Source organism: Sphingomonas sp. PEI4 (assembly GCF_056679955.1).
This window is the reverse complement of record NZ_CM155258.1, coordinates 3801136-3821142: the sequence shown is the minus strand read 5'-3', so window position 1 is coordinate 3821142 and position 20007 is coordinate 3801136. Positions and strand designations below refer to the sequence as shown.

The window sequence follows — 20007 nt, the reverse complement described above, 5'->3', positions numbered from 1 at the left end:
TCCACCGTTCCGCATAGGCATCGGCAGTAGAATTCGCGGCACCGTGGATGCCGGAACAAGCCCGGCATGACGGGTGGGAGAGGAAACCTAGCATGGAAATCGTAGCGGCAGATATCGGCGGAACGCACGCCCGCTTTGCGATCGCCGAGGTCGAGAACGGCCGCGTCGTGTCGCTTGGCGAACCGGTGACGCTGAAGACCGCGGACCACGCTTCGCTCCAGACCGCGTACCAGGCGTTCGAGGCGGGGCTCGGCCGTCCCCTACCCCGTGCGCTGGCGATCGCGGTTGCGTCGCCGGTCGCGAACGACGTCATCAGGCTTACCAACAACCCCTGGATCATCCGCAAGTCGCTGATCACCGAGCGCCTGAAGGCCGACCAGTGGGTGGTCGTCAACGATTTCGGCGCGGTCGGCCATGCCGTCGCGCAAGTGCCGAGCAGCGACTTCATACACCTGTGCGGGCCCGATACGCCGCTGCCCTCCGAAGGCATTACGACGATCTGCGGCCCCGGCACTGGGCTCGGCGTCGCGCAGTTGCTGCGGCGCAAGAACGGGTATCAGGTGCTCGAGACCGAGGGGGGGCACATGGACTTCGCGCCGCTCGACGGGATCGAGGACGCTCTGCTGAAGCGGTTGCGCAAGACGTTCACGCGCGTCTCGGCCGAGCGGGTCGTCGCGGGGCCGGGCATCGTCGCGATCTACGAGACGCTCGCCGCTTTGGAAGGTCGCGCGGTGCCGAGCCATGACGACAAGACGATCTGGACCGAGGCGATCGACGGCACCGATTCGATCGCGCTGGCTGCGCTCGACCGGTTCTGCCTCGCGCTCGGCGCGGTCGCGGGCGATCTCGCGCTTGCACAGGGCGCCAAGGCGGTCGTGATCGCGGGCGGGCTCGGCTTCCGTATCAAGGACCGCCTGATCCGCTCGGGCTTCGACCAGCGGTTCGTCTCCAAGGGTCGCTTCCAGGGCATGATGGCGGCGATGCCCGTCAAGCTCATCACCCATCCCCAGCCCGGCCTGTTCGGCGCCGCGGCGGCCTTCGCACAGGAACACACCCAATGACCGTCACTATCGCAGACATCATGCAGACCAGCGCCGTCATCCCGGTACTGGTGATCGAAGACGCGGCGCTCGCCCGCCCGCTTGCCGAGGCGCTCGTCGCCGGTGGTCTGCGCGTGCTCGAAGTGACGTTGCGCACGGGCGCCGCGCTTGAGGCCATCGCCGAGATGAAGAAGGTGCCGGGCGCGATCGTCGGTGCGGGCACCGTCGTCAACACGCAGCAGTTTGCACAGGTCCGCGATGCGGGGGCCGAGTTCATCGTCTCGCCGGGGCTGACCGAACGCCTCGCCATGCCGATCATCGAGAGCGGCATTCCGTTCCTGCCGGGGATCGCCAACGCGGCCGACATCATGACCGGGCTCGACCTCGGGCTGACGCATTTCAAGTTCTTTCCGGCCGAGGCGAATGGTGGATTGAAGGCGCTTAAGGCTCTCGCGGCACCGTTCTATCAGTGCAGCTTCTGCCCGACCGGCGGAATTACCGAGGCGAGCGCGCCCGAGTGGCTGGCGTTCAAGCCGGTGCTCTGCGTGGGGGGCAGCTGGGTGACCGGCGGCACGATGGCGGAGATCGAGATCAAGGCTCGGGCGGCGAACGCTCTGCGGGGATGACGCGAAGAGGACGGCCCACCGGTTAGGCGGCCCGTTCCACCCACCCCGTCATGCCGGGCGCGTTCCGGCATCCACGGTGCCGCAAAATCGATAGAATTGGTTGTGCGGAACCGTGGACCCCGGAACTAGTCCGGGGTGACGGAGTGGCTTTGGCGCCCCAGGCCTGAATGCGCCGAACCGAGATTCAAGCTGACGATTACATCTCGCCGCGGGCTTTGCGGATCGCGTACCATTTCTTCACGTTGGCGTTGTGTTCGGCCAGCGTATTCGCGAACACGTGGCCTCCGGTGCCGTCCGCGACGAAATACAGCGCCTTGGTCTGGGCCGGGTCCAGCACCGCGTCGATCGAGGCGCGGCCCGGGTTGGCGATCGGTCCGACCGGCAGGCCGGGGCTCGCATAGGTGTTGTAACCGTTCTTTGCGTGCAGTTCCGACCGCAGGATGCGGCGGCCTAGCGGGCGGCCCTTGGTGATCGGGTAGATCACGGTTGGGTCGGCCTGGAGGGGTATGCCGCCCCGGAGGCGGTTGCCGTAGACCGCGGCGACGGTGCGGCGCTCGGACGGCTTGCCGGTTTCTTTCTCGACGATCGAGGCGAGGATGATCGCCTGTTCGGGCGTGCTCACCGCGATACCGGGTTTGCGCGCCGCCCAAGCCTTGGCGAGATACGCCTTCATCGCCGACTGCATCTGCGCCACCACCGCTGCCCGCGTGTCGCCGCGCTCGAAGGCATAGCTGTCGGGCAGGATCGTGCCTTCCGCGGGGATCGACACATCGCCGGTGAGCCCCTCCGCCTTCATCAGCGCGTCGTGGACGAGGACCGAGGGATAGCCTTCGGGTACGACGACCAGCCGCTGGACGACCTTGCCGCCCTGCATGAGTTTCAGGATGTCGGACTGGCTCGCATGCGCTGGGATCTGGTATTCGCCCGCCTTGATCGGATCGCCCGAGCCGAAGACACGCGCGTAGAGGCGAAACCGGGTGGCGGACCGGATTGCGCCCGCCTTTTCAAGTTCGACCGCCGCGGCGGCCAGACTTGCGCCTTGGGGAACCTGGGCCGCCAGCGCGCGCGGCGCTGGGCCGGCGCCACCCCAACCCTGTACGACGAGGAACAGCGCGACAATTGCCGCGAGGCCGATGACGAATCCGAAACAGCCGACCTTGCGCATTACTACCTCTTGTTCTCCCGCGAAGGCGGGAGCCCAGTCTGGCCCCCCGCCTTCGCGGGGGAACAAACTATTCCTGGACTCGCGTCATTACCAGCGAGGCATTCGTGCCGCCGAAGCCGAACGAGTTGTTCAGCACCGCGCGGACTTCACGCTTCTTTGCCACGTGGGGCACGAGGTCGACGCCCACGCAGCTGTCGCTCGGATTGTCGAGGTTGAGCGTCGGCGGGACGATCTGGTCGCGCATCGCGAGGATGCAGAAGATGCTCTCGACCGCGCCGGCACCGCCGAGCAGATGCCCGATCGCCGACTTGGTCGACGACATCGACAGACCCGAAATCGCATCGCCAAACAGGCGGCGCACCGCACCGAGTTCCAGTTCGTCACCCAAAGGTGTCGAGGTGCCGTGTGCGTTGATGTAGTCGATATCCTCGAGCTTGAGGCCTGACTTCTTGATCGCCATCTGCATCGACCGGAACGCGCCGTCGCCTTCGGGGTGCGGCGCGGTCACGTGATACGCGTCGCCCGACAGGCCGTAACCGATCACCTCGGCATAGATCTTCGCGCCGCGTGCCTTGGCGTGCTCATATTCTTCGAGCACCAGCACGCCGGCGCCCTCGCCCATCACGAAGCCGTCGCGATCCTTGTCGTACGGGCGCGAGGCTTTCTCCGGCGAATCATTGAAGTTGGTCGACAGCGCGCGCGCCTGTGCGAACCCGGCGATGCCGAGTGGGCAGATCGTGCCTTCCGCGCCGCCCGCGAGCATCACGTCCGCGTCGTCCATCGCGATCATCCGCGCGGCATCGCCGATCGCGTGCGCGCCGGTCGAACAGGCGGTGACGACCGCGTGATTCGGACCGCGCAGGCCGTATTTGATCGACACCTGACCCGAGATCAGATTGATCAGGCGACCATGGACGAAGTGCGGCGAGACTTTGCGCGGGCCCTTGGTGTGCAGTACGATCGATTCGCTTTCGATGCCCGGCAGGCCGCCGATGCCCGAGCCGATCGACACACCCGCACGCCAGCTCTCCTCGACGGTCATGTCGAGCAGGCCTGCGTCTTCGAGCGCCTGGCCGGCGGCATCGATGCCGAAGATGATGAAAGGATCGACCTGGCGCTGGACTTTGTGATCCACCCGCTTGCCCGGATCGAAACCGTATTCATGGGTCGCCGGCTTCACTTCGCAGGCGATCCGACAGACATATTCGGACGCGTCGAAATGCGTGATCGGGCCCGCGCCCGATTTGCCGGCAAGGATATTCGCCCAGGCCGTTTCAACATCCGCCCCCAGGGGGGTGACCAGGCCTAGCCCGGTTACGACGACACGCCGCATGGCTTCAAACTCCGTCTGCTCTCATAACGAAACGGCTCCCCGCCCTCTTTGCCCAAGGACGGGGAGCCGCTCAAATCATACCCTTCAGGGCAGGTCCAAAGGTTTGAACCCTAGACCCTGATCAGGCCTTGTGCTCGTCGATGTAGGTGATCGCATCCTTGACGGTCGCGATCTTCTCGGCGGCGTCATCGGGGATCTCGACACCGAATTCCTCTTCGAATGCCATGACGAGTTCGACAATGTCGAGGCTGTCGGCACCCAGGTCGTCGATGAAGCTCGCGTCCTCGGTCACCTTGTCGGCTTCGACGCCGAGATGCTCGACGACGATTTTCTTCACGCGGTCAGCGGTCTCGCTCATGGTAGTTCCCTCTTCAAATCTGGGGGTTTTCGGTATTTCCTGAACGCACCTAGAACGCGGCAGTTCAGCGCGCAAGTTCAGATCATCGCCATCCCGCCGTTCACGTGCACGGTTTGTCCCGTGACGTAACCGGCTTCACGGCTTGCGAGGTACACGATCGCCGCGCCGATGTCTGCACCTTCGCCGAGGCGGCCGGCGGGAATCTTCGTGGTGAGCGCGGTCTTCTGCGCCTCGGGCAGCGCATCGGTCATCGGCGAGGTGATGAAGCCGGGCGCGACACAATTGACGGTGATGCCGCGGCTGGCGAGTTCCTGCGCCATCGATTTCGACATGCCGATCAGGCCCGCCTTCGACGCGGCGTAGTTCGCTTGGCCGGGATTGCCGGTGACGCCGACGATCGAGGTTACCGAGATCATCCGCCCGAAGCGTGCCTTCATCATCGGCTTGGCGGCGGCGCGCATGAGGCGGAACGCGGCTTCGAGGTTGACGCGGATGACGCTGTCCCACTCGTCGTCCTTCATCCGCATCGCGAGATTGTCGCGCGTGACACCGGCGTTGTTGACGAGGATGTCGAGCTTGCCGCCGAGTGCTTCGACGGCTTGCGGGACGAGCGCGTCGACGGCGGCTGCGTCGGAGAGGTTGCAGGGGAGCGCGACGTGGTCACCGCCGAGGCTGGCGCGGAAGGCTTCGAGCTTGTCGGCGTTGGAGCCGGACACGGCTAGGCGCGCGCCTTGGGCGGCTAGGGCCTTGGCGATCTCGGACCCGATCCCGCCGGATGCGCCGGTGACGAGGGCGGTCATGCCTGTGAGGTCGAACATTCTAGTCTCCAGTAGGTTGGTTCACGCGGAGACGCGGAGCCGCGGAGGGGCGATGGTCGTTTACGATCCGTCGTACTCCCTCCTTTAGCGTTGCGCCGCCGAAGTTTATCAGAAGCCCTACGGGCTGATGGGTTAGGCGTAGGTATGTGAGGAGTTGTTTGCCGTGCGCCGCATTCAGTTGCTCTACCGATTTGACTTCGACCAGAAGGCGTTCGTCGACGAGTAGATCGATCCTGAAGGCGCTTCAAAGCGCATGCCATCAAACTCTATGTCTACCGGTCGCTGCCGCGCCACTTGGTAACCCAGACTGGCAAGCTTACCCGCCAGCACCATTTCGTAGACGCTTTCGAGAAGCCCCGGACCAAGGTCGCGATGGATGCGGAGCGAGAGATCGAGCACATCGCCGCTGATCTGATCGATCTCTCTCAAATCTTCTCTCCGCGACTCCGCGTCTCCGCGTGAATCACATCTTCTTCACGAATTCCTCGATGTCGTCCATCGTGATGACGCTGGTGGTCTCCACGTCGGGAGTGATGCGCTTAACCATCGGGCTGAGGACCTTGCCGCCGAATTCGACGAAATGTTCGACGCCCGCTGCGTGCATCGCCAGCACCGATTCGCGCCAGCGGACCATGCCGGTGACTTGCTGGACCAACAGGTGGCGGATCGCGCCGGGGTCAGCGACCGCCGTCGCGTCGACGTTGGCGAAGAGGGGGACGAGCGGCGCGCGGAGGTCGGCGTCCAAGAGCGCGGCTTCCATCGCTTCGGCGGCGGGCTGCATCAGGGGGCAGTGGAACGGGGCGGAGACGGGGAGCAGCACGGCGCGCTTGGCGCCGAGGTCCTTGGCCAATGCGATCGCCTTTTCGATCGCAAGACGGTGGCCGGAGATGACGACCTGCGACGGGTCGTTGTCGTTGGCGACGGTGCAGATCAGTTGGGGCCCGCCTTCTGCGAGGATCGCGTCCACCGCTGCACCGGCGATGACCTGCGCCTTTTCGAGGTCGGTGCCGAGCAGCGCGGCCATTGCGCCCTCGCCTACCGGGACGGCGGCCTGCATCGCGCGGCCGCGGAGTTTCAGCAGGCGGGCGGTGGTCGACAGGTCTAGCGCGCCGGCTGCGCACAAGGCGGTATATTCGCCCAGGCTGTGGCCGGCGACGTAGTCCGCCTTGTCGGCGAGACGGATGCCGCCTTCCTTCTCGGCGACGCGCAGAGTGGCGATCGCGTTCGCCATGATCGCGGGCTGGGCGTTCTCGGTGAGGAGGAGGTCGTCGGCGGGACCTTCGCTCATCAGGCGGAACAGATGCTGGCCGAGCGCCTCGTCGACTTCGGCGAAGACCTCGCGGGCGGTGGCACTGGCGTCGGCGAGCGCCTTGCCCATGCCGACCGATTGGCTCCCCTGGCCGGGGAAGATGAACGCGCGCATGACCTCTCCTAATTTGATGCCGCGGCCTAGAAAGGTGCGCGGCGAGTTGCAACCTGAACGAAGCTTGTGGCTTTGCGACAAATGGCGACCATTTCGCGACGGCTGCGACATGCGCCTGCGACAATCCGATCCCAGATTATGGAAGACGCCGCAGCAAAGGCGCCGTGTTTTCAACGGGAGATTATCATGAACAAGTTCATCCTCAGCGCACTTGCCGCCACCCTCGTCGCCAGCCCGCTGCTCGCAGCCGCCCCCGCCGAAGCGCAGCAGCAGCGCCGCGAAGTGACCACCGTGCGCCACAACGACAGTGGCCGCACCGTCGTCACCAAGCGCACCGTCACGCGGGCGCCGCAGTATCGCAACTGGCGCGCCGGCCAGCGCTTCGATCGTCGCCAGGCACAGAACTACCGGGTGATCACGACGTATCGCAACTATCGCCTCGCCGCCCCGCCGCGTGGCAGCCAGTGGGTTCGCTCGGGCAACGACGCGCTCCTGATCAACGGCCGTGGCAACGTGGTGCAGGTTCGTGGCGGCGCTTTCCGCCGGTAAGGTCCGCACCAACCTTGCCTTTCCCCGATAATCGGGTAATGGCCTCTGCAACCGGGGTGAGAGATTCGCGTCTCTCGCCCCTGTTTGCATTCTAGACGACAGCCGGAGGGGTGCACGCATGGGGCGTGTATCAGCGATCGGCCAAGACGAAGGACAAGACATGGCTCTTTACGAGCACGTGTTCCTTGCGCGCCAGGATCTGGCACAAGCGCAGGTGGACGCACTGGCGGAAATCGCCACCAAGATCGTGAACGACAACGAAGGTCGGGTTGTAAAGACCGAGAACTGGGGCCTGCGTTCGCTGGCGTACAAGATCGCCAAGAACCGCAAGGCGCACTATGTCATGCTCGAGATCGATGCTCCCGGCAGCGTAATCGCAGAGCTGGAGCGCCAGACCCAGATCAACGAAGACATCATCCGTTACATGACGGTCAAGGTCGACACCCTCGAAGAGGGCCCGACCGTGATGATGCGCAAGCAGGATCGTGACCGCGAGCGTCGTGGCGACCGTGAGGGTGGCCGTGGCGACCGTCCCGATCGTGGCGATCGTCCGGACCGTGGTCCCCGTCGTGACCGCGAAGAGGGAGCTGAATAATCATGGCACGTCCATTCTTCCGCCGCCGCAAGAGCTGCCCGTTCTCCGCTAAAGACGCTCCCCGGATAGACTATAAGGACGTCCGGTTGCTGCAGGGCTTCGTGTCCGAGCGTGGCAAGATCGTCCCTTCGCGCATCACGTCTGTTGCAGCGAAGAAGCAGCGCGAACTGGCCCAGGCCATCAAGCGTGCGCGTCATCTGGGCCTGCTGCCCTACATCGTTAAGTAAGGAGGGCTCCCCATGGACGTCATTCTGCTGGAACGCGTCGAGAAGCTCGGCGCCATCGGCGACGTGGTGAAGGTAAAGGACGGCTATGCCCGTAACTTCCTTCTCCCGAACAAGAAGGCACTTCGTTCGAACGACGCGAACCGCAAGGTATTCGAGTCGAACCGTGCGAAGATCGAATCGGACAACGCATCGCGTCGCAGCGATGCCGAGACCGAAGCGAAGACCTTCAACGACGCGACCGTGACCCTGATCCGTCAGGCGTCGAACACCGGTCAGCTCTACGGCTCGGTCGCGGTTCGCGATCTGGTCGATGCGCTGGTGGCCGACGGTCACAAGGTCGGCAAGTCGGCGATCGTGCTCGACAAGCCGATCAAGGCGATCGGTGTCTACACCGTGAAGGTTGCGTTGCATCCTGAAGTGTCGGTGTCCGTCAAGGTCAACGTCGCTCGCTCGCCTGAAGAGGCCGAGATGCAGGCTTCGGGCGTCGACGTCATGTCGTCGATGTTCGAGCGTGACGAGGCCGGCTTCGTCGAGGATTACGATCCGAACGCGGAACCCGGCGCGACCGCCGAAGCTCCTCGCGACCAGGAGGAAGAGGCGCAGGGTTGATCCCTTCGCTTCCTTCTTGGCTGATACAGAAAGGCCCGCCCGGAGTGATCCGGGCGGGCCTTTTCTTTTGTGTCTGAGCGACGGCGATCAGGGGCAGGTAACGCAAGCGCCGAGAACGGCCGCGAACGGGATGAGCGCGAAGAGGACGGGGACGATGTGTTTCATGGCCGGACGACTCTTTGAGGAGATGTTGCCGGGTCAATGCGCGGGGTCGGGAAAGGTTTCCGGGAGGTGAACGGATTTTGTACCGATCGGTTTTGGGTGCGGCCCCGACGTTTCCCTACCCCGCTCCGTCACCCCGGACCTGTTCCGGGGGCCACGGTTCCGCAATCTCTCCGGCAACTGAGTTTGCGGAACGGTGGATGCCGGAACGAGCCCGGCATGACGGAATTATGCAGTCCCCCGCCCCCAGCCGTTCCCCCGCGAAGGCGTGGGTCCAGGTAATGGAACGCAGCGCTGCTTGATCCTGGGCTCCCGCCTACGCGGGAGAACGAGGAATCTTGCGGCTGCAATCCGGCTATCGACCAGTCACGACCCCTGTCCGTCATCCTGACGAAAGTCAGGATTCAGGGTACCAGACGTTACGGAAGTGGCGCTGCGTCCTGACTTTCGTCAGGATGACGGCGGCTTTCGGGTTAAGCTAATAACGCCCAACCATTCACACATTCAGCTTTCGACGTTCTCAGGCTTCTCGATCAATGCAGGCCCCTCGCCCAGCGCGAGCGCGTCGACGGAGGACACGTCTTCGAGATCGCGCGCGCCGGTCTCGATATTCAGATCGCGAAATTTCCGCCCAGTGACCATCAGGCGGCCGTTGAACGAGTTGGTGAAGCCGTTGAAGTTCTTCACGGCGCTGTTGAGGCCCACGCCGACCTTGCGCAGATCGTCCGCGACCTTGGCGAGGCGATCGTGCATTTCCTTGCCGAGTTCGCCGATCTTCCGCGCTTCGTTGGCGAGTTTCTCCTGGCGCCAAACCGCCGCGACGGTGCGGGCGATCGCAATCAGGTTGGTGGGCGTTGCCAGCAACACGCGCTTTTCGAACGCGAAGTCCCAGAGCGTCGGGTCGTGTTCGAGCGCGGCCGAGAGGAAATGCTCGCCGGGGACGAACATGATGACGTAATCGGGGGTGTCGGCGAACTGGCTCCAATAGGCCTTGTTGCCGAGGCCATTGACGTGTGCGCGCATCGAGGCCGCGTGGGCGGCGAGACCGATCAGGCGCTCGGCGTCGTCGACTGCGCCGAATGCGTCCTGATAGGCGTTGAGCGACACCTTGGCGTCGATTACGAGCGCTCGGCCGCCGGGGACACGGATGATCGCATCGGGGCGCAACCTGGCACCGTCGTCGCCTACCGCGACGCTGACTTCGGTCTGGAAGTCGGTGTGCTCGCTGAGGCCGCAGGTTTCGAGGACGTTCTTGAGCTGCTGCTCGCCCCAGCGACCGCGGGACTTGGGGGCGTTGCGGAGCGAATTGACGAGCTTGGCGGCTTCGGTGGAGACCTTTTCCTGGCCGAGGCGCATCTGTTCGATCTGGCCCTTCAGGTCGCCGAATGCGTCGCGGCGCTCGGCTTCGACCTTGGCGACGCCCTCTTCGTAGCGTTGGAGGCGGTCGCTGACGGGCTGGAGCATCGATTTCAGGTTCAGGCCGGCGGATTCTTCGGACTGGCGGAAGCGGGCGTCGGCGCGTTCGAGGAAGGTCTTCTGCGCGTCGACGAGGAGCTTGTTGGCGACGTCGCCGAACTGTGCGGCCATGACGTCCTTGGCTTCGCGGAGTTCGAGCAGGCGGGTTTCGAACGCCTCGCCTTGCGCCTTGAGCGTCGCGATTTCGGTGCGGGCGGCGTCACGGTCGGCTCGGATCGTGCCGAGGTCGATGCGGAGGCGGTCGGTGTCGGTGGCGCGCTCGGCGTTTTGTGCGCGGAGGGTGGCGAGGTCCTGCATCGCGGCGTTGCGTTCGCGTTCGACGGCGTCACGTGCGGTGCGGATGAGGTCTGCGTCGGCGACCTTAGTCTGCGCGACGGCGAGTTCGCTGGCGAGGGTTGCGGCGCGGCGCGAGGCTAGCAGCCAGCCGAGGAGGATGCCGGCGGCTAGCGCGAGGACGGCGATTATGGCGAACTCAGCCATGTGGCACCGCCGAAACGGGAGTGAAGTATAGGAAGTATAGACGCTCGCGCAGCATTTTCCGTGGGAGAGATGGGCGCGCGGGCGAGCGGGTTTGGGGGGAGATTGGAGACGTCATGGGTGGAACATACGTCGAACGATTGGCGTAGGACAGAGGGTAAATGCGCCGTCCGTTCTCCCGCGAAGGCGGGAGTCCAAGCTTACGGGCGGTGGCGTTCGTGGTCCTGGGCTCCCGCTTTCGCGGGAGAACTAGAAGGGTCGTGCATCCTCGCAGAAGAGCACCAACCCGGCGGAGGCCGGGGCGCAGTTGGGTGACGTTGCTGACTGAGGTCCGCACTTCATTACTGCGACCTCTCCAACTGGGCCCCGGCCTTCGCCGGGGTGGTGGCTCTTGGGGAGAGCGAGTGGTGCAAAAGGTGCGGCTCAATGCCCAACGCACCCGCCGCCCTCACCCGAGCTTGCGAGCCTTCGCCAGCTTCTTCAGCACCATGTCGCGCTTGAGGCGGCTGATGTGGTCGATGAACAGCACGCCGTCGAGATGGTCGATCTCGTGCTGCATGCAGGTCGACAGCAGTCCGTCGAAATCTTCCTCATGCTCCGCGCCGGTCTCGTCGAGCCATTTGACGCGGCAGCGCGCGGGGCGGTCGACTTCGGCGTATTGCTCGGGGATCGAGAGACAGCCTTCGTTGTAGGTCGACATCTCGTCGCTGACCGACAGGATCTCGGCGTTGATGTACGCCTTGGGGTTCTTGATCGGCTTGTCGTCTTCGCCCTGCTCGTCCTGGAGATCGATGACGAGCACGCGCTTCTGCACGCCGACCTGCGTTGCGGCGAGGCCGATGCCGCTGAAGTCGTACATCGTCTCGATCATGTCGGCGACGAGCGTGCGGATGGAATCGTCGACCTTCTCCACCGGCTCGGCGACTAGGCGCAGGCGGGGATCGGGGACTTCGAGAACGGTCATGACGGTCATCCTGCGCAGCTAGGTTCCGCGCGGGGGTGCGTCAAGTCATTGGACCAGGAACCCGCTCCGTCACCCCGGACTCGTTCCGGCATCCACCGTTCCGCAAACCGAACTCTATCGCCTTTGCGGCACCGTGGATGCCGGAACCAGTCCGGCATGACGGAGCTTGAAGTTCAGGCCATGGGCCTTCTCGCCCTTAACGCCTGAGCAAGGGTTCCCTCATCGAGATAGTCGAGTTCGCCCCCTACCGGCAGGCCGTGCGCGAGTTGGGTGACGCGGACGGGGAAGCGTTCGATGCGCTCGGCGATGTAGTGCGCGGTGGTCTGGCCCTCGAGCGTGGCGTTCATCGCGAGGACGACTTCGTCGATGCCGCCGGCTTCGATGCGGCGGACGAGGCTGTCGATGCTGAGGTCTTCGGGGCGGATGCCTTCGAGCGCGGACAGGCGGCCGCCGAGGACGTGGAAGCGGCCCGGGAATAGGCGCGAGCGATCGAGCGCCCAGAGATCGGCGACTTCCTCGACAACGCAGAGCGCGCGCTGGTCGCGGCGCGGGTCGGCGCAGATCGCGCAGGGGTTGGTGGTGTCGACGTTGCCGCAGGTGGTGCAATTCTCCAGCCGTTCGTCGACGGCGGTCAGCGCCTCGCGGAGCGGACCCAGCGCGGCGTCGCGCTTCTTGAGCAGATGCAGCACGGCGCGACGCGCGGACCGGGGGCCAAGGCCGGGGAGCCGGGCCAGCGCCTGCGTCAGCGCCTCGATCTCGGGGGATGCCATCTGGAACAGATAGGGGGTTGCGCGGCTCCCCGCCAGCGTGTTCGAGAGGGGCCATGCGGATCATCTTCATGGGAACGCCGGACTTCGCGGTGCCGGTGCTGGATGCCCTCGTCGCGGCAGGGCATGACGCGGTGGCGGCGTATTGCCAGCCTGCTCGGCCGGGCGGGCGGCGTGGGCGCGAGTTGGTGCCGTCGCCGGTGCAGGTTCGGGCGGAGGCGCTTGGCATCGAGGTGCGGACGCCGGTGTCGTTCAAGGCGTCTTTGCCGGAGGGGTTGGAGGCTCGCGAGGCGTTTGCTGCGTTGGGCGCGGACGTTGCCGTGGTCGCGGCGTATGGCCTGATCCTGCCGCGTGCGGTGCTGGACGCGCCGCGGTTCGGGTGCCTGAACGTGCATGGGTCGCTGTTGCCGCGGTGGCGTGGGGCGGCGCCGGTGCAGCGGGCTATCCTCGCGGGCGACGCCGAGACGGGCGTCGGGATCATGCAGATGGAGGCGGGGCTGGATACCGGGCCCGTTCGGCTCGAGGGGCGGACGCCGATCGTCGGCAAGACCGCGGGGGATTTGACATCCGAACTCTCGGCAATGGGGGCTCGGTTGATGGTCGAGGTGCTGGGCGACCTCGACGCCTACCCTGCCCGGCCGCAGCCTGAGGACGGCGTCACCTATGCCGCCAAGATCGACAAGGCGGAGGCGCGGATCGATTTCGAGCGGTCGGCAGTCGAGGTCGAGCGGCTGGTGCGGGCGATGAACCCGGCGCCGGGAGCGTGGTTCGAGCATGCGGGGGAGCGGGTGAAGGTGCTCGCAGCGGACGTGTTGCCGTTCTCGTTTCTTGGGTGCGAGGGGCTGACGGTCAATGCCGAGCTGACGATCGGGTGTAGCGACGGCGCGATCCGACCGACTTTGGTTCAGCGCGCCGGGCGTGGCGTTACCTCGGCCACAGAGTTGTTGCGTGGGTTTGCGATCCCGTCGGGGACGCAGCTTTGACGCGGTTCGCGTTGACGGTCGAGTTCGACGGGCGGCCGTTCATGGGCTGGCAGCGGCAGAAGCATGGGCCGAGCGTGCAGGCGGCTCTTGAAGCGGCGGTGTTGAAGATGACGGGCGAGACTGTCTCGGTGCAGGCGGCGGGGCGGACCGATGCGGGCGTGCACGGGATGGCGATGCGCGCGCATGTCGACATTGCGAAGCCGCTCGCGGCGTTTCGGTTGATGGAGGGGCTGAATGCGCTGGTGAAGCCGGCGCCGGTTTCGGTGCTGGCGTGCGAGGTCGTCGACGACGACTGGCATGCGCGGTTTTCGTGTGTCGGGCGATCGTATGAGTACCGGATCATCAATCGGCGCGCGCCGCTGACGTTCGAGGCGGGGTTGGCTTGGCAGGTGCCGCAGTTGCTGGATGCAGACGGGATGGCGGAGGCTGCGGGGGCGCTGGTCGGGCGGCATGACTTCACGACGTTTCGGTCAGCGCATTGCCAGGCGGATAGTCCGGTGCGGACTTTGGACCGGCTTGAGGTGGTGCGGGAGGGGGAGCGGCTGTTCGTCTATGCGGCGGCGCGGTCTTTCCTGCATCACCAAGTGCGGTCGATGGTCGGGTGCCTCGCGCTGGTGGGTATGGGGCGTTGGGCGGTTGGCGATGTTGCGGCTGCGCTCGAGGCGAAGGATCGGGCGATGCTGGGGCTTAATGCGCCGCCTGATGGGTTGTTCTTCGTGAGTGCCGTTTATCCGTAGCGCTGTGCAATATTGGTAGGTCGCGCCAACACCGAGCCCACCCCGTCACCCCGGACTTGTTCCGGGGTCCACCGTTCCGCATACTCGCAACTATCGAATGTGCGGGACCGTGGATGCCGGAACAAGCCCGGCATGACGGCGGGAATGATGCTGTTCTATACCAAACGGCTAGCGCACGAACTTCGCGGCAAGTTCGACATGCGTCGACCAGCGGAACTGGCCGACCGGCTGGACCCAGTCGATCCGCCAGCCCCCGTCGCACAACTCCTTCGCATCGCGCGCGAAGCTCGCCGGATTGCACGAGACATAGGCGATCACCGGCGTCTTGCACTCGGCAAGCGCAGTCGCCTGCTCGCGCGCGCCGGAGCGGGGTGGATCGATCACCACCGCGTCGAAACGATCGAGCTCGGCCACCGTCAGCGGCCGGCGATAGAGATCGCGGTGCTCAGGGTAGATCGGGCGCTGGGTGCGGTGTGCGGCAGCCTTCAGCGAGGCGAGCGCGTCACGCGCTCCTTCGGCCGCGTAGACCTTGGCAGGGATCGCCAGCGTGAAGGTGCCGAGGCCGGCGAAGAGGTCGGCGACCGTGGCGGGCTTGCCGATCGCTTCGAGAACGGCGGCCGTGAGTGCGGCTTCGCCATCGGGCGTGGCTTGCAGGAACGACGCGGGCGGAAGCGGTACGGGAACACCGCCGAGCGTGATCGTGACCGCGTCGGGCTCCCACCGCGTCTCAGGTCCGAGACCATCGTCGAACGCTACGCGGGCGATTCCGTGGTCTTCGCAGAATTTGGTGAGCGCTTCGGCGGCGGCGAGGCCTTCGGGAGCGAAGCCGGTGATCAGGATGTCCGCGCCCTGATCGGCGAGCGTCAGGTGGATGTCCGCGCGGCGGCGAAAGTTGAGGCGCTTGAGCAGCTGGCGGAGCGGCTGGACGAGCGCGAACAAGCGCGGATCGAGGATCCAGCATTCCTTGATATCGACGATCGTGTGCGCCTTTTCGGCGGTAAAGCCGAGCGTGATCTTGCCGCCCTTGGCCTCGGCATGGAGCGTCGCGCGGCGGCGGCTTCGCTCGGGAGAGATGTGGGGTGTGCGGATCGGCGCGGACAGGTCCTGGCCGTCGAGTGCGGAAGCGATGCGGTCGGTGACGAACTCGGCATAGGCCTGATCGTCGAGATGCTGGAGCTGGCAGCCGCCGCAGGTCGGGAAATGCACGCAGGGTGGGGTCTGGTGATGTGGGCCGGGCGTGACGGTGCCGTCGGCGGCGAGCGTGTCGCCGGGTGCGGCAAAGGCGGCGTGGCGGCCGTCGGCGGTCATGCCGTCGCCGCGTGCCGCGACGCGTACGATCGTGTCGATATTCGATTCAGAGGTCATAAAGCCGCTCTGGCCGACCGGAGCGCTTCCGCCAAGTCGTCGGCGATGAACGCGGGGCCCAATCGGCGGGCAGCGTCACCGTGGAGCCACACTCCGGCGCAGGCTGCGTCGAGCGGATCGAGCCTTGCCGCCAACATCGCGCCGATCGCGCCGGCGAGAACGTCGCCGGTGCCGGCGGTGGAGAGCCAATCGCTCGCGTCCTGCGCGATGCGGACACGGCCGTCGGGGGCGGCAATGACGGTGTCCGCGCCTTTGAAGACGACAATGGCGTTGGTGCGCGTGGCGGCGTTTCGGGCTCGGGTGATCTTGTTGGCATCGGATTTGCCGAAGAGCGCGTCGAACTCGCCTGCATGGGGGGTGAGGATGACGGGGACCTTCAGCGCCTTGATGCTGTCCGGGTCGAGCAGGCGGAGCGCGTCGCCGTCTATGATGAGCGGGTGGCCGGCGTTCAGGGCCGCCTCAAGGCGGGCGTGGGCGGTATCGTCGCGGCCCAGGCCTGGGCCGATGACGAGCGCGCCTATGCGATCGTTGGCGAGAGCGTGGTCGGAGAACGGCGTGCGGACGAGCGCGTGCGGATGCCCTGCGCTGTCGCCGAGCAGGGTTACATAGCCCGCGCCGGCGCGCATCGCGGCGAGGGCTGCAAGGTCGGAGGCTCCGGACATGATTCCCGCGATCAAGGCGACCATGCCTCTCGTGTATTTATGCGCGTCCGGGCCGGGGGTTGGAAGGGTTGGCGTTTTCAGGACTTCGGCTTGGCTGGTGCTGGGTACGCCGATGTCGAGGAGGCGGATCTGGCCGCAGTAGCGGACTGCAGGTTGAAGGAGGTGGGCGGGTTTTACCGCGCCGAGGGCTAAGGTGAGGTCGAAGACGGGGGGCGTGCTGAGCGCCTTCCCCGAATCGGTGGCGAGGCCACTGGGGAGATCGACGGCGATACTGAGCTGCGCGGCGTTCACGAGAAAATGAAGGCACTCAACCAGAGACCGTTCCCCCGCGGACGCGGGGGCCCAGAGTAAGCCGTCCGGAGAGCCCTTGGAACTCAGCTGGGCCCCCGCGTCCGCGGGGGAACGGCTTAGAGTGGGGGCGGGCTCGGCGTCGAGCGGACGCGTCAGGCCGGTGCCGAACAGGGCGTCCACCAGGATCGCCGCAGATTTTGCCTCCGCCAGCGTTTCGATGGGGCCGGACCACCCTGCCCTCGCCGACCTTGCCGCAGCCGTCTTCGGCTCAGACAACGCCGCGACGCGGACCGCCACACCCATCTCCGCCAGCACCCGCGCGGCGACATAGCCGTCGCCGCCGTTGTTGCCGGGGCCGCAGAGGATCAGCACCTCGTTCACACCTGCCAACCGGCGGACCGCGTGCGCGATCGCGGTGCCGGCGCGGTCCATCAGCGTCTCGACCGACACGCCGCCAGCAATCACCGCGTCTTCTGCCGCGCGCATTTCGGCGGCGGTCAGGATGGGCTGGCCTTTGATTCGGATCATGACGTCTTGGCCGCGCCCTTGATGGTCGCCGGGAGGCGGTAGCGGTCGCCGCCCAGCGCGACCTCGATACCGTCCGCGCCGGTGATCGTGACCTTGGCCACCTCGGCGCCGTCCGCCGCGACCACCCCGCGGCCGTCCTGCGTCACCAGCAACCGACGGAACGCGCCGTCGGGATGGCGGACGGTCAGGATCAGGCCATCGCTCCCTTGCGCCTGCTCGACCGTGCAGGTGGACGTGAACGCGGCGTCACCGCGCGCGCAGGCGATCCGGGTGTCGCTCGCGGTTTCGCTGCGCTGCTGCGCCTCGACCTGCGCGCTGGTCGGCTTCTCTCGCCCGCACGCTGCAAGCGGGAGCGAAAGAAGCACCGCAACAGCCGGTATTCGCTTAGATATCCGCGTAGACATGGGTTTCTGCTGCCGCTCCAGGGTGCGTGACGGCACCCTTGTACGCGGGGCCGACGGTCTTCGCATAGCGCCAGAGTGCGCCCGAGCCGTAATCATTGGAGCGCGGTACCCATGCGGCGCGGCGGGCCGCCATCACGTCTTCGGGGACGTCGAGGTCGATCGTGCCGGCTTCGGCGTCGATGTGGATGATGTCGCCATTCTCGACCATTGCGATCGGGCCGCCGTCCGCCGCTTCGGGACCGACATGGCCGATGCAGAAACCGCGCGTGCCGCCAGAAAACCGCCCGTCGGTGATGAGCGCGACGCTCTCGCCCATGCCGAGGCCGTAGAGCGCGGCGGTGGTCGACAGCATCTCGCGCATGCCGGGGCCGCCTTTGGGGCCTTCGTAGCGTATAACGATGACTTCGCCTTCGTTGATCTCGCGGTTTTCGACGGCGGCGAAGGTGTCTTCCTCGCAATCGAATACGCGCGCCGGCCCCGAGAACTGGAGGCGGTGCATGCCGGCGACCTTCACGATCGCGCCTTCGGGGGCGAGGCTGCCGCGCAGGCCGACCACGCCGCCGGTGGGAGTCAGCGGAGTCTTGATGTCGTAGATGACCTTCTGGTCGGGGTTCCACGTCACCTGGTCGATGTTCTCGCCGAGCGACTTGCCCGTTACCGTCAGGCAATCGCCGTTGAGGAAGCCGCCGCTGAGCATCGTCTTCATCAGCATGTAGACGCCGCCGGCCTCGTACATGTCCTTCGCGACGTACTTACCACCGGGTTTGAGGTCCGCGATGTAAGGCGTTGTCTTGAATATCTCTGCGACGTCGAACAGGTCGAACTCGATGCCAGCTTCGGATGCCATCGCGGGCAGATGCAGCGCGGCGTTGGTCGAGCCGCCGGTCGCGGCGACGACGCGCGCGGCGTTGATGAACGCCTCACGCGTGCAGATGTCGCGCGGGCGGATGTTGTCGGCGAGGCACTCCATGACCTGCGCGCCGGCCGCCACCGCGATCTGTTCGCGCGTCGTGTAAGGTGCGGGCACCATGTTGCTGTTCGGGATCGACAAACCGATCGCTTCGGCGACGCAGGCCATCGTGTTGGCGGTGTACTGGCCGCCGCACGCGCCGTGGCCGGGACAGGCGACTTTCTCGATCGCGTGGACTTCGGACAACGGGCACGCGCCGGCGGCGTATTTGCCGACGATCTCGAACACGTCGACGACGGTGACGTCGCGGTCCTGATAGCGGCCGGGCAGGATCGAGCCGCCATAGACGAACACCGACGGGATATTGAGGCGGAGCATCGCCATCATCATGCCGGGAAGCGACTTGTCGCAGCCGGCGAACCCGACCAGCGCGTCGTAGCAATGGCCGCGGACCGAGAGTTCGACCGAATCGGCGATGACTTCACGACTGACGAGGCTGGCTTTCATGCCCTGATGGCCCATCGCGATGCCGTCGGTGACGGTGATCGTGTTGAACCGGCGCGGCATGCCGCCGCCCTGAATGACGCCCGCCTGCGCGGCATCGGCCTGCGCGTCGAGCGTAGTATTGCAGGGCGCGGAGTTGTTGCCGGCGGAGGCTAGCGCGACGAACGGACGGGCGATCTGCTCCTCGTCGAGGCCCATCGCGTAGTAATAGCTGCGGTGCGGGGCGCGTTCGGGGCCGACGGAGACGTGACGGCTCGGCAGGCGCGATTTATCGAATGTGCGGGTCATGGCGAACGCCTATGTCGCGGGAGAGGGTATTTGCGCAAGAGAGTTGCGTTGATTTTTAGGAGTGGGAGGCTCGACCCGTTCTCTGTCATCCCTCGCGAAGGCGGGGATGTAGATGCTCAAAGGCTCACTATCCCATCGCTGAGGCCAGCCAGTATGGGTTCCCGCCTTCGCGGGTATGACGGCCGCGTTCTTTGTGCGTCATCCTGAGGAAAGTCAGAATCCAGGGTCACGGACGATGCGCTGTTTGGCTCTGGGTCCTGACTTTCGTCAGGATGACGGGGTGTGGGCTGACGTCGCCCTCGCCAAGCGCCCTACCCACCCCCGGCCCATCCCTTTGAGGACGGGTAAAATAAGATTAGAGGCCTTCGAGGGCCTTGGCTACGCCGTCCATCGTGAAGGGCTTTTGCAGGCGGGGGCGGTCGCGGAACTCTGGAGCCACGCCATCATCGCCGCCGCCGGTGGCGAAGACGAATGGGACGCCCTTGGCAGCCAAGGCCTCGGCGACGGCCGTGCTCTTCTCGCCACCACGCAGGTTAACGTCGAGGATCGCGCCATCGACGCCGCCCTCTTCGATCCGCTTCAATGCATCGGCAACGGTGTCGACTGATCCCGCGACTCCCTTGTCGAGCACTTCGAGGAAATCCTCTAGCATCATGGCGATCAACGGTTCGTCCTCGACGATGAGGATCTGTTGGGGAGCGGTCATGCCATGCGCATAGTCGGGATTGTTACGACTTGCCAACATC

General features: G+C 65.7%; 21 protein-coding genes and 1 pseudogene. 8 read left to right on the top strand and 14 right to left on the bottom strand.

Annotated elements, in window-relative coordinates:
- The first annotated feature begins 92 nt into the window (after positions 1 to 92).
- Together glk and eda are read left to right on the top strand one after the other, a co-directional pair.
- Positions 93 to 1061, top strand: coding sequence for a glucokinase (glk, locus tag AC1MLZ_RS17755; RefSeq protein WP_480959634.1), 969 nt, complete (start codon positions 93 to 95; stop codon positions 1059 to 1061).
- A complete protein-coding gene (eda, locus tag AC1MLZ_RS17750) occupies positions 1058 to 1666 on the top strand; it encodes a bifunctional 4-hydroxy-2-oxoglutarate aldolase/2-dehydro-3-deoxy-phosphogluconate aldolase (RefSeq protein WP_130324238.1) in 609 nt (202 codons plus the stop codon). Before glk ends, eda begins: the two co-directional genes overlap by 4 nt.
- Before the next feature lie 196 nt (positions 1667 to 1862).
- On the opposite strand, the gene mltG is transcribed toward eda, so the two are convergent.
- The 6 genes and pseudogenes from mltG to fabD all read right to left on the bottom strand — a co-directional run bounded on the left by mltG (position 1863) and on the right by fabD (position 6763).
- Positions 1863 to 2831 carry an endolytic transglycosylase MltG gene (gene mltG / locus AC1MLZ_RS17745; protein WP_480959633.1) on the bottom strand — a complete coding sequence of 323 codons (969 nt, stop codon included), beginning with the start codon at positions 2829 to 2831 and terminating at the stop codon, positions 1863 to 1865.
- A gap of 67 nt (positions 2832 to 2898) precedes the next feature.
- On the bottom strand, positions 2899 to 4164 hold the full coding sequence (gene fabF / locus AC1MLZ_RS17740; protein WP_480959632.1) for a beta-ketoacyl-ACP synthase II: 1266 nt from the start codon (positions 4162 to 4164) through the stop codon (positions 2899 to 2901).
- Between the two features lie 121 nt (positions 4165 to 4285).
- Positions 4286 to 4522, bottom strand: coding sequence for an acyl carrier protein (locus tag AC1MLZ_RS17735; RefSeq protein ID WP_031393971.1), 237 nt, complete (start codon positions 4520 to 4522; stop codon positions 4286 to 4288).
- Between the two features lie 77 nt (positions 4523 to 4599).
- Complete coding sequence (fabG, locus tag AC1MLZ_RS17730) at positions 4600 to 5340, bottom strand: 3-oxoacyl-[acyl-carrier-protein] reductase (RefSeq protein ID WP_132897676.1); 741 nt, start codon at positions 5338 to 5340, stop codon at positions 4600 to 4602.
- Position 5341: 1 nt separating this feature from the next.
- Positions 5342 to 5769, bottom strand: a pseudogene (locus AC1MLZ_RS17725) (GxxExxY protein).
- Between the two features lie 34 nt (positions 5770 to 5803).
- A complete protein-coding gene (gene fabD / locus AC1MLZ_RS17720) occupies positions 5804 to 6763 on the bottom strand; it encodes an ACP S-malonyltransferase (protein ID WP_480959631.1) in 960 nt (319 codons plus the stop codon).
- Between the two features lie 186 nt (positions 6764 to 6949).
- Here fabD and AC1MLZ_RS17715 point away from each other — a divergent pair, with 186 nt between their 5' ends.
- The 4 genes from AC1MLZ_RS17715 to rplI all read left to right on the top strand — a co-directional run bounded on the left by AC1MLZ_RS17715 (position 6950) and on the right by rplI (position 8743).
- A complete protein-coding gene (locus tag AC1MLZ_RS17715; protein ID WP_480959630.1) occupies positions 6950 to 7312 on the top strand; it encodes an RcnB family protein in 363 nt (120 codons plus the stop codon).
- Between the two features lie 160 nt (positions 7313 to 7472).
- Entirely contained in the window at positions 7473 to 7907 is a 435-nt protein-coding gene (gene rpsF, locus AC1MLZ_RS17710; protein WP_132739164.1) for a 30S ribosomal protein S6, read from the top strand.
- A gap of 2 nt (positions 7908 to 7909) precedes the next feature.
- Complete coding sequence (gene rpsR, locus AC1MLZ_RS17705) at positions 7910 to 8134, top strand: 30S ribosomal protein S18 (protein ID WP_031393978.1); 225 nt, start codon at positions 7910 to 7912, stop codon at positions 8132 to 8134.
- A gap of 12 nt (positions 8135 to 8146) precedes the next feature.
- On the top strand, positions 8147 to 8743 hold the full coding sequence (gene rplI / locus AC1MLZ_RS17700) for a 50S ribosomal protein L9 (protein ID WP_332801064.1): 597 nt from the start codon (positions 8147 to 8149) through the stop codon (positions 8741 to 8743).
- Between the two features lie 666 nt (positions 8744 to 9409).
- On the opposite strand, the gene AC1MLZ_RS17695 is transcribed toward rplI, so the two are convergent.
- From AC1MLZ_RS17695 to recR, 3 genes are all read right to left on the bottom strand, one after another.
- Positions 9410 to 10861: a DNA recombination protein RmuC gene (locus AC1MLZ_RS17695; RefSeq protein WP_480959629.1), complete on the bottom strand. Its 1452-nt coding sequence runs from the start codon at positions 10859 to 10861 to the stop codon at positions 9410 to 9412.
- A 445-nt stretch (positions 10862 to 11306) separates the two neighbouring features.
- On the bottom strand, positions 11307 to 11831 hold the full coding sequence (gene def / locus AC1MLZ_RS17690; RefSeq protein ID WP_480959628.1) for a peptide deformylase: 525 nt from the start codon (positions 11829 to 11831) through the stop codon (positions 11307 to 11309).
- 164 nt (positions 11832 to 11995) lie between these two features.
- A complete protein-coding gene (gene recR / locus AC1MLZ_RS17685) occupies positions 11996 to 12592 on the bottom strand; it encodes a recombination mediator RecR (protein ID WP_423324589.1) in 597 nt (198 codons plus the stop codon).
- 53 nt (positions 12593 to 12645) lie between these two features.
- Between recR and fmt the strand changes: the two genes are divergently transcribed.
- Positions 12646 to 13572, top strand: a complete 927-nt coding sequence (gene fmt / locus AC1MLZ_RS17680; RefSeq protein WP_480959627.1) for a methionyl-tRNA formyltransferase — start codon at positions 12646 to 12648, stop codon at positions 13570 to 13572.
- The gene (truA, locus tag AC1MLZ_RS17675; protein WP_480959626.1) at positions 13569 to 14309 is read left to right on the top strand and encodes a tRNA pseudouridine(38-40) synthase TruA; all 741 of its coding nucleotides are present in this window, start codon (positions 13569 to 13571) and stop codon (positions 14307 to 14309) included. The genes fmt and truA overlap by 4 nt, the downstream gene beginning before the upstream one ends.
- Positions 14310 to 14477: 168 nt before the next feature.
- Here truA and AC1MLZ_RS17670 read toward each other — a convergent pair whose 3' ends face one another.
- The 5 genes from AC1MLZ_RS17670 to AC1MLZ_RS17650 all read right to left on the bottom strand — a co-directional run bounded on the left by AC1MLZ_RS17670 (position 14478) and on the right by AC1MLZ_RS17650 (position 19967).
- On the bottom strand, positions 14478 to 15674 hold the full coding sequence (locus tag AC1MLZ_RS17670; protein ID WP_480959625.1) for a class I SAM-dependent RNA methyltransferase: 1197 nt from the start codon (positions 15672 to 15674) through the stop codon (positions 14478 to 14480).
- Positions 15671 to 17155 (bottom strand): NAD(P)H-hydrate dehydratase, encoded by a 1485-nt coding sequence (locus tag AC1MLZ_RS17665; protein WP_480959624.1) that lies wholly within the window; start codon positions 17153 to 17155, stop codon positions 15671 to 15673. The genes AC1MLZ_RS17670 and AC1MLZ_RS17665 overlap by 4 nt, the downstream gene beginning before the upstream one ends.
- Positions 17152 to 17520 (bottom strand): hypothetical protein, encoded by a 369-nt coding sequence (locus tag AC1MLZ_RS17660; RefSeq protein ID WP_480959623.1) that lies wholly within the window; start codon positions 17518 to 17520, stop codon positions 17152 to 17154. The genes AC1MLZ_RS17665 and AC1MLZ_RS17660 overlap by 4 nt, the downstream gene beginning before the upstream one ends.
- 19 nt (positions 17521 to 17539) lie before the next feature.
- On the bottom strand, positions 17540 to 19261 hold the full coding sequence (gene ilvD, locus AC1MLZ_RS17655) for a dihydroxy-acid dehydratase (protein ID WP_480959622.1): 1722 nt from the start codon (positions 19259 to 19261) through the stop codon (positions 17540 to 17542).
- Positions 19262 to 19616: 355 nt separating this feature from the next.
- Positions 19617 to 19967 (bottom strand): response regulator, encoded by a 351-nt coding sequence (locus AC1MLZ_RS17650; protein ID WP_093399563.1) that lies wholly within the window; start codon positions 19965 to 19967, stop codon positions 19617 to 19619.
- Between the last annotated feature and the right edge of the window lie 40 nt (positions 19968 to 20007).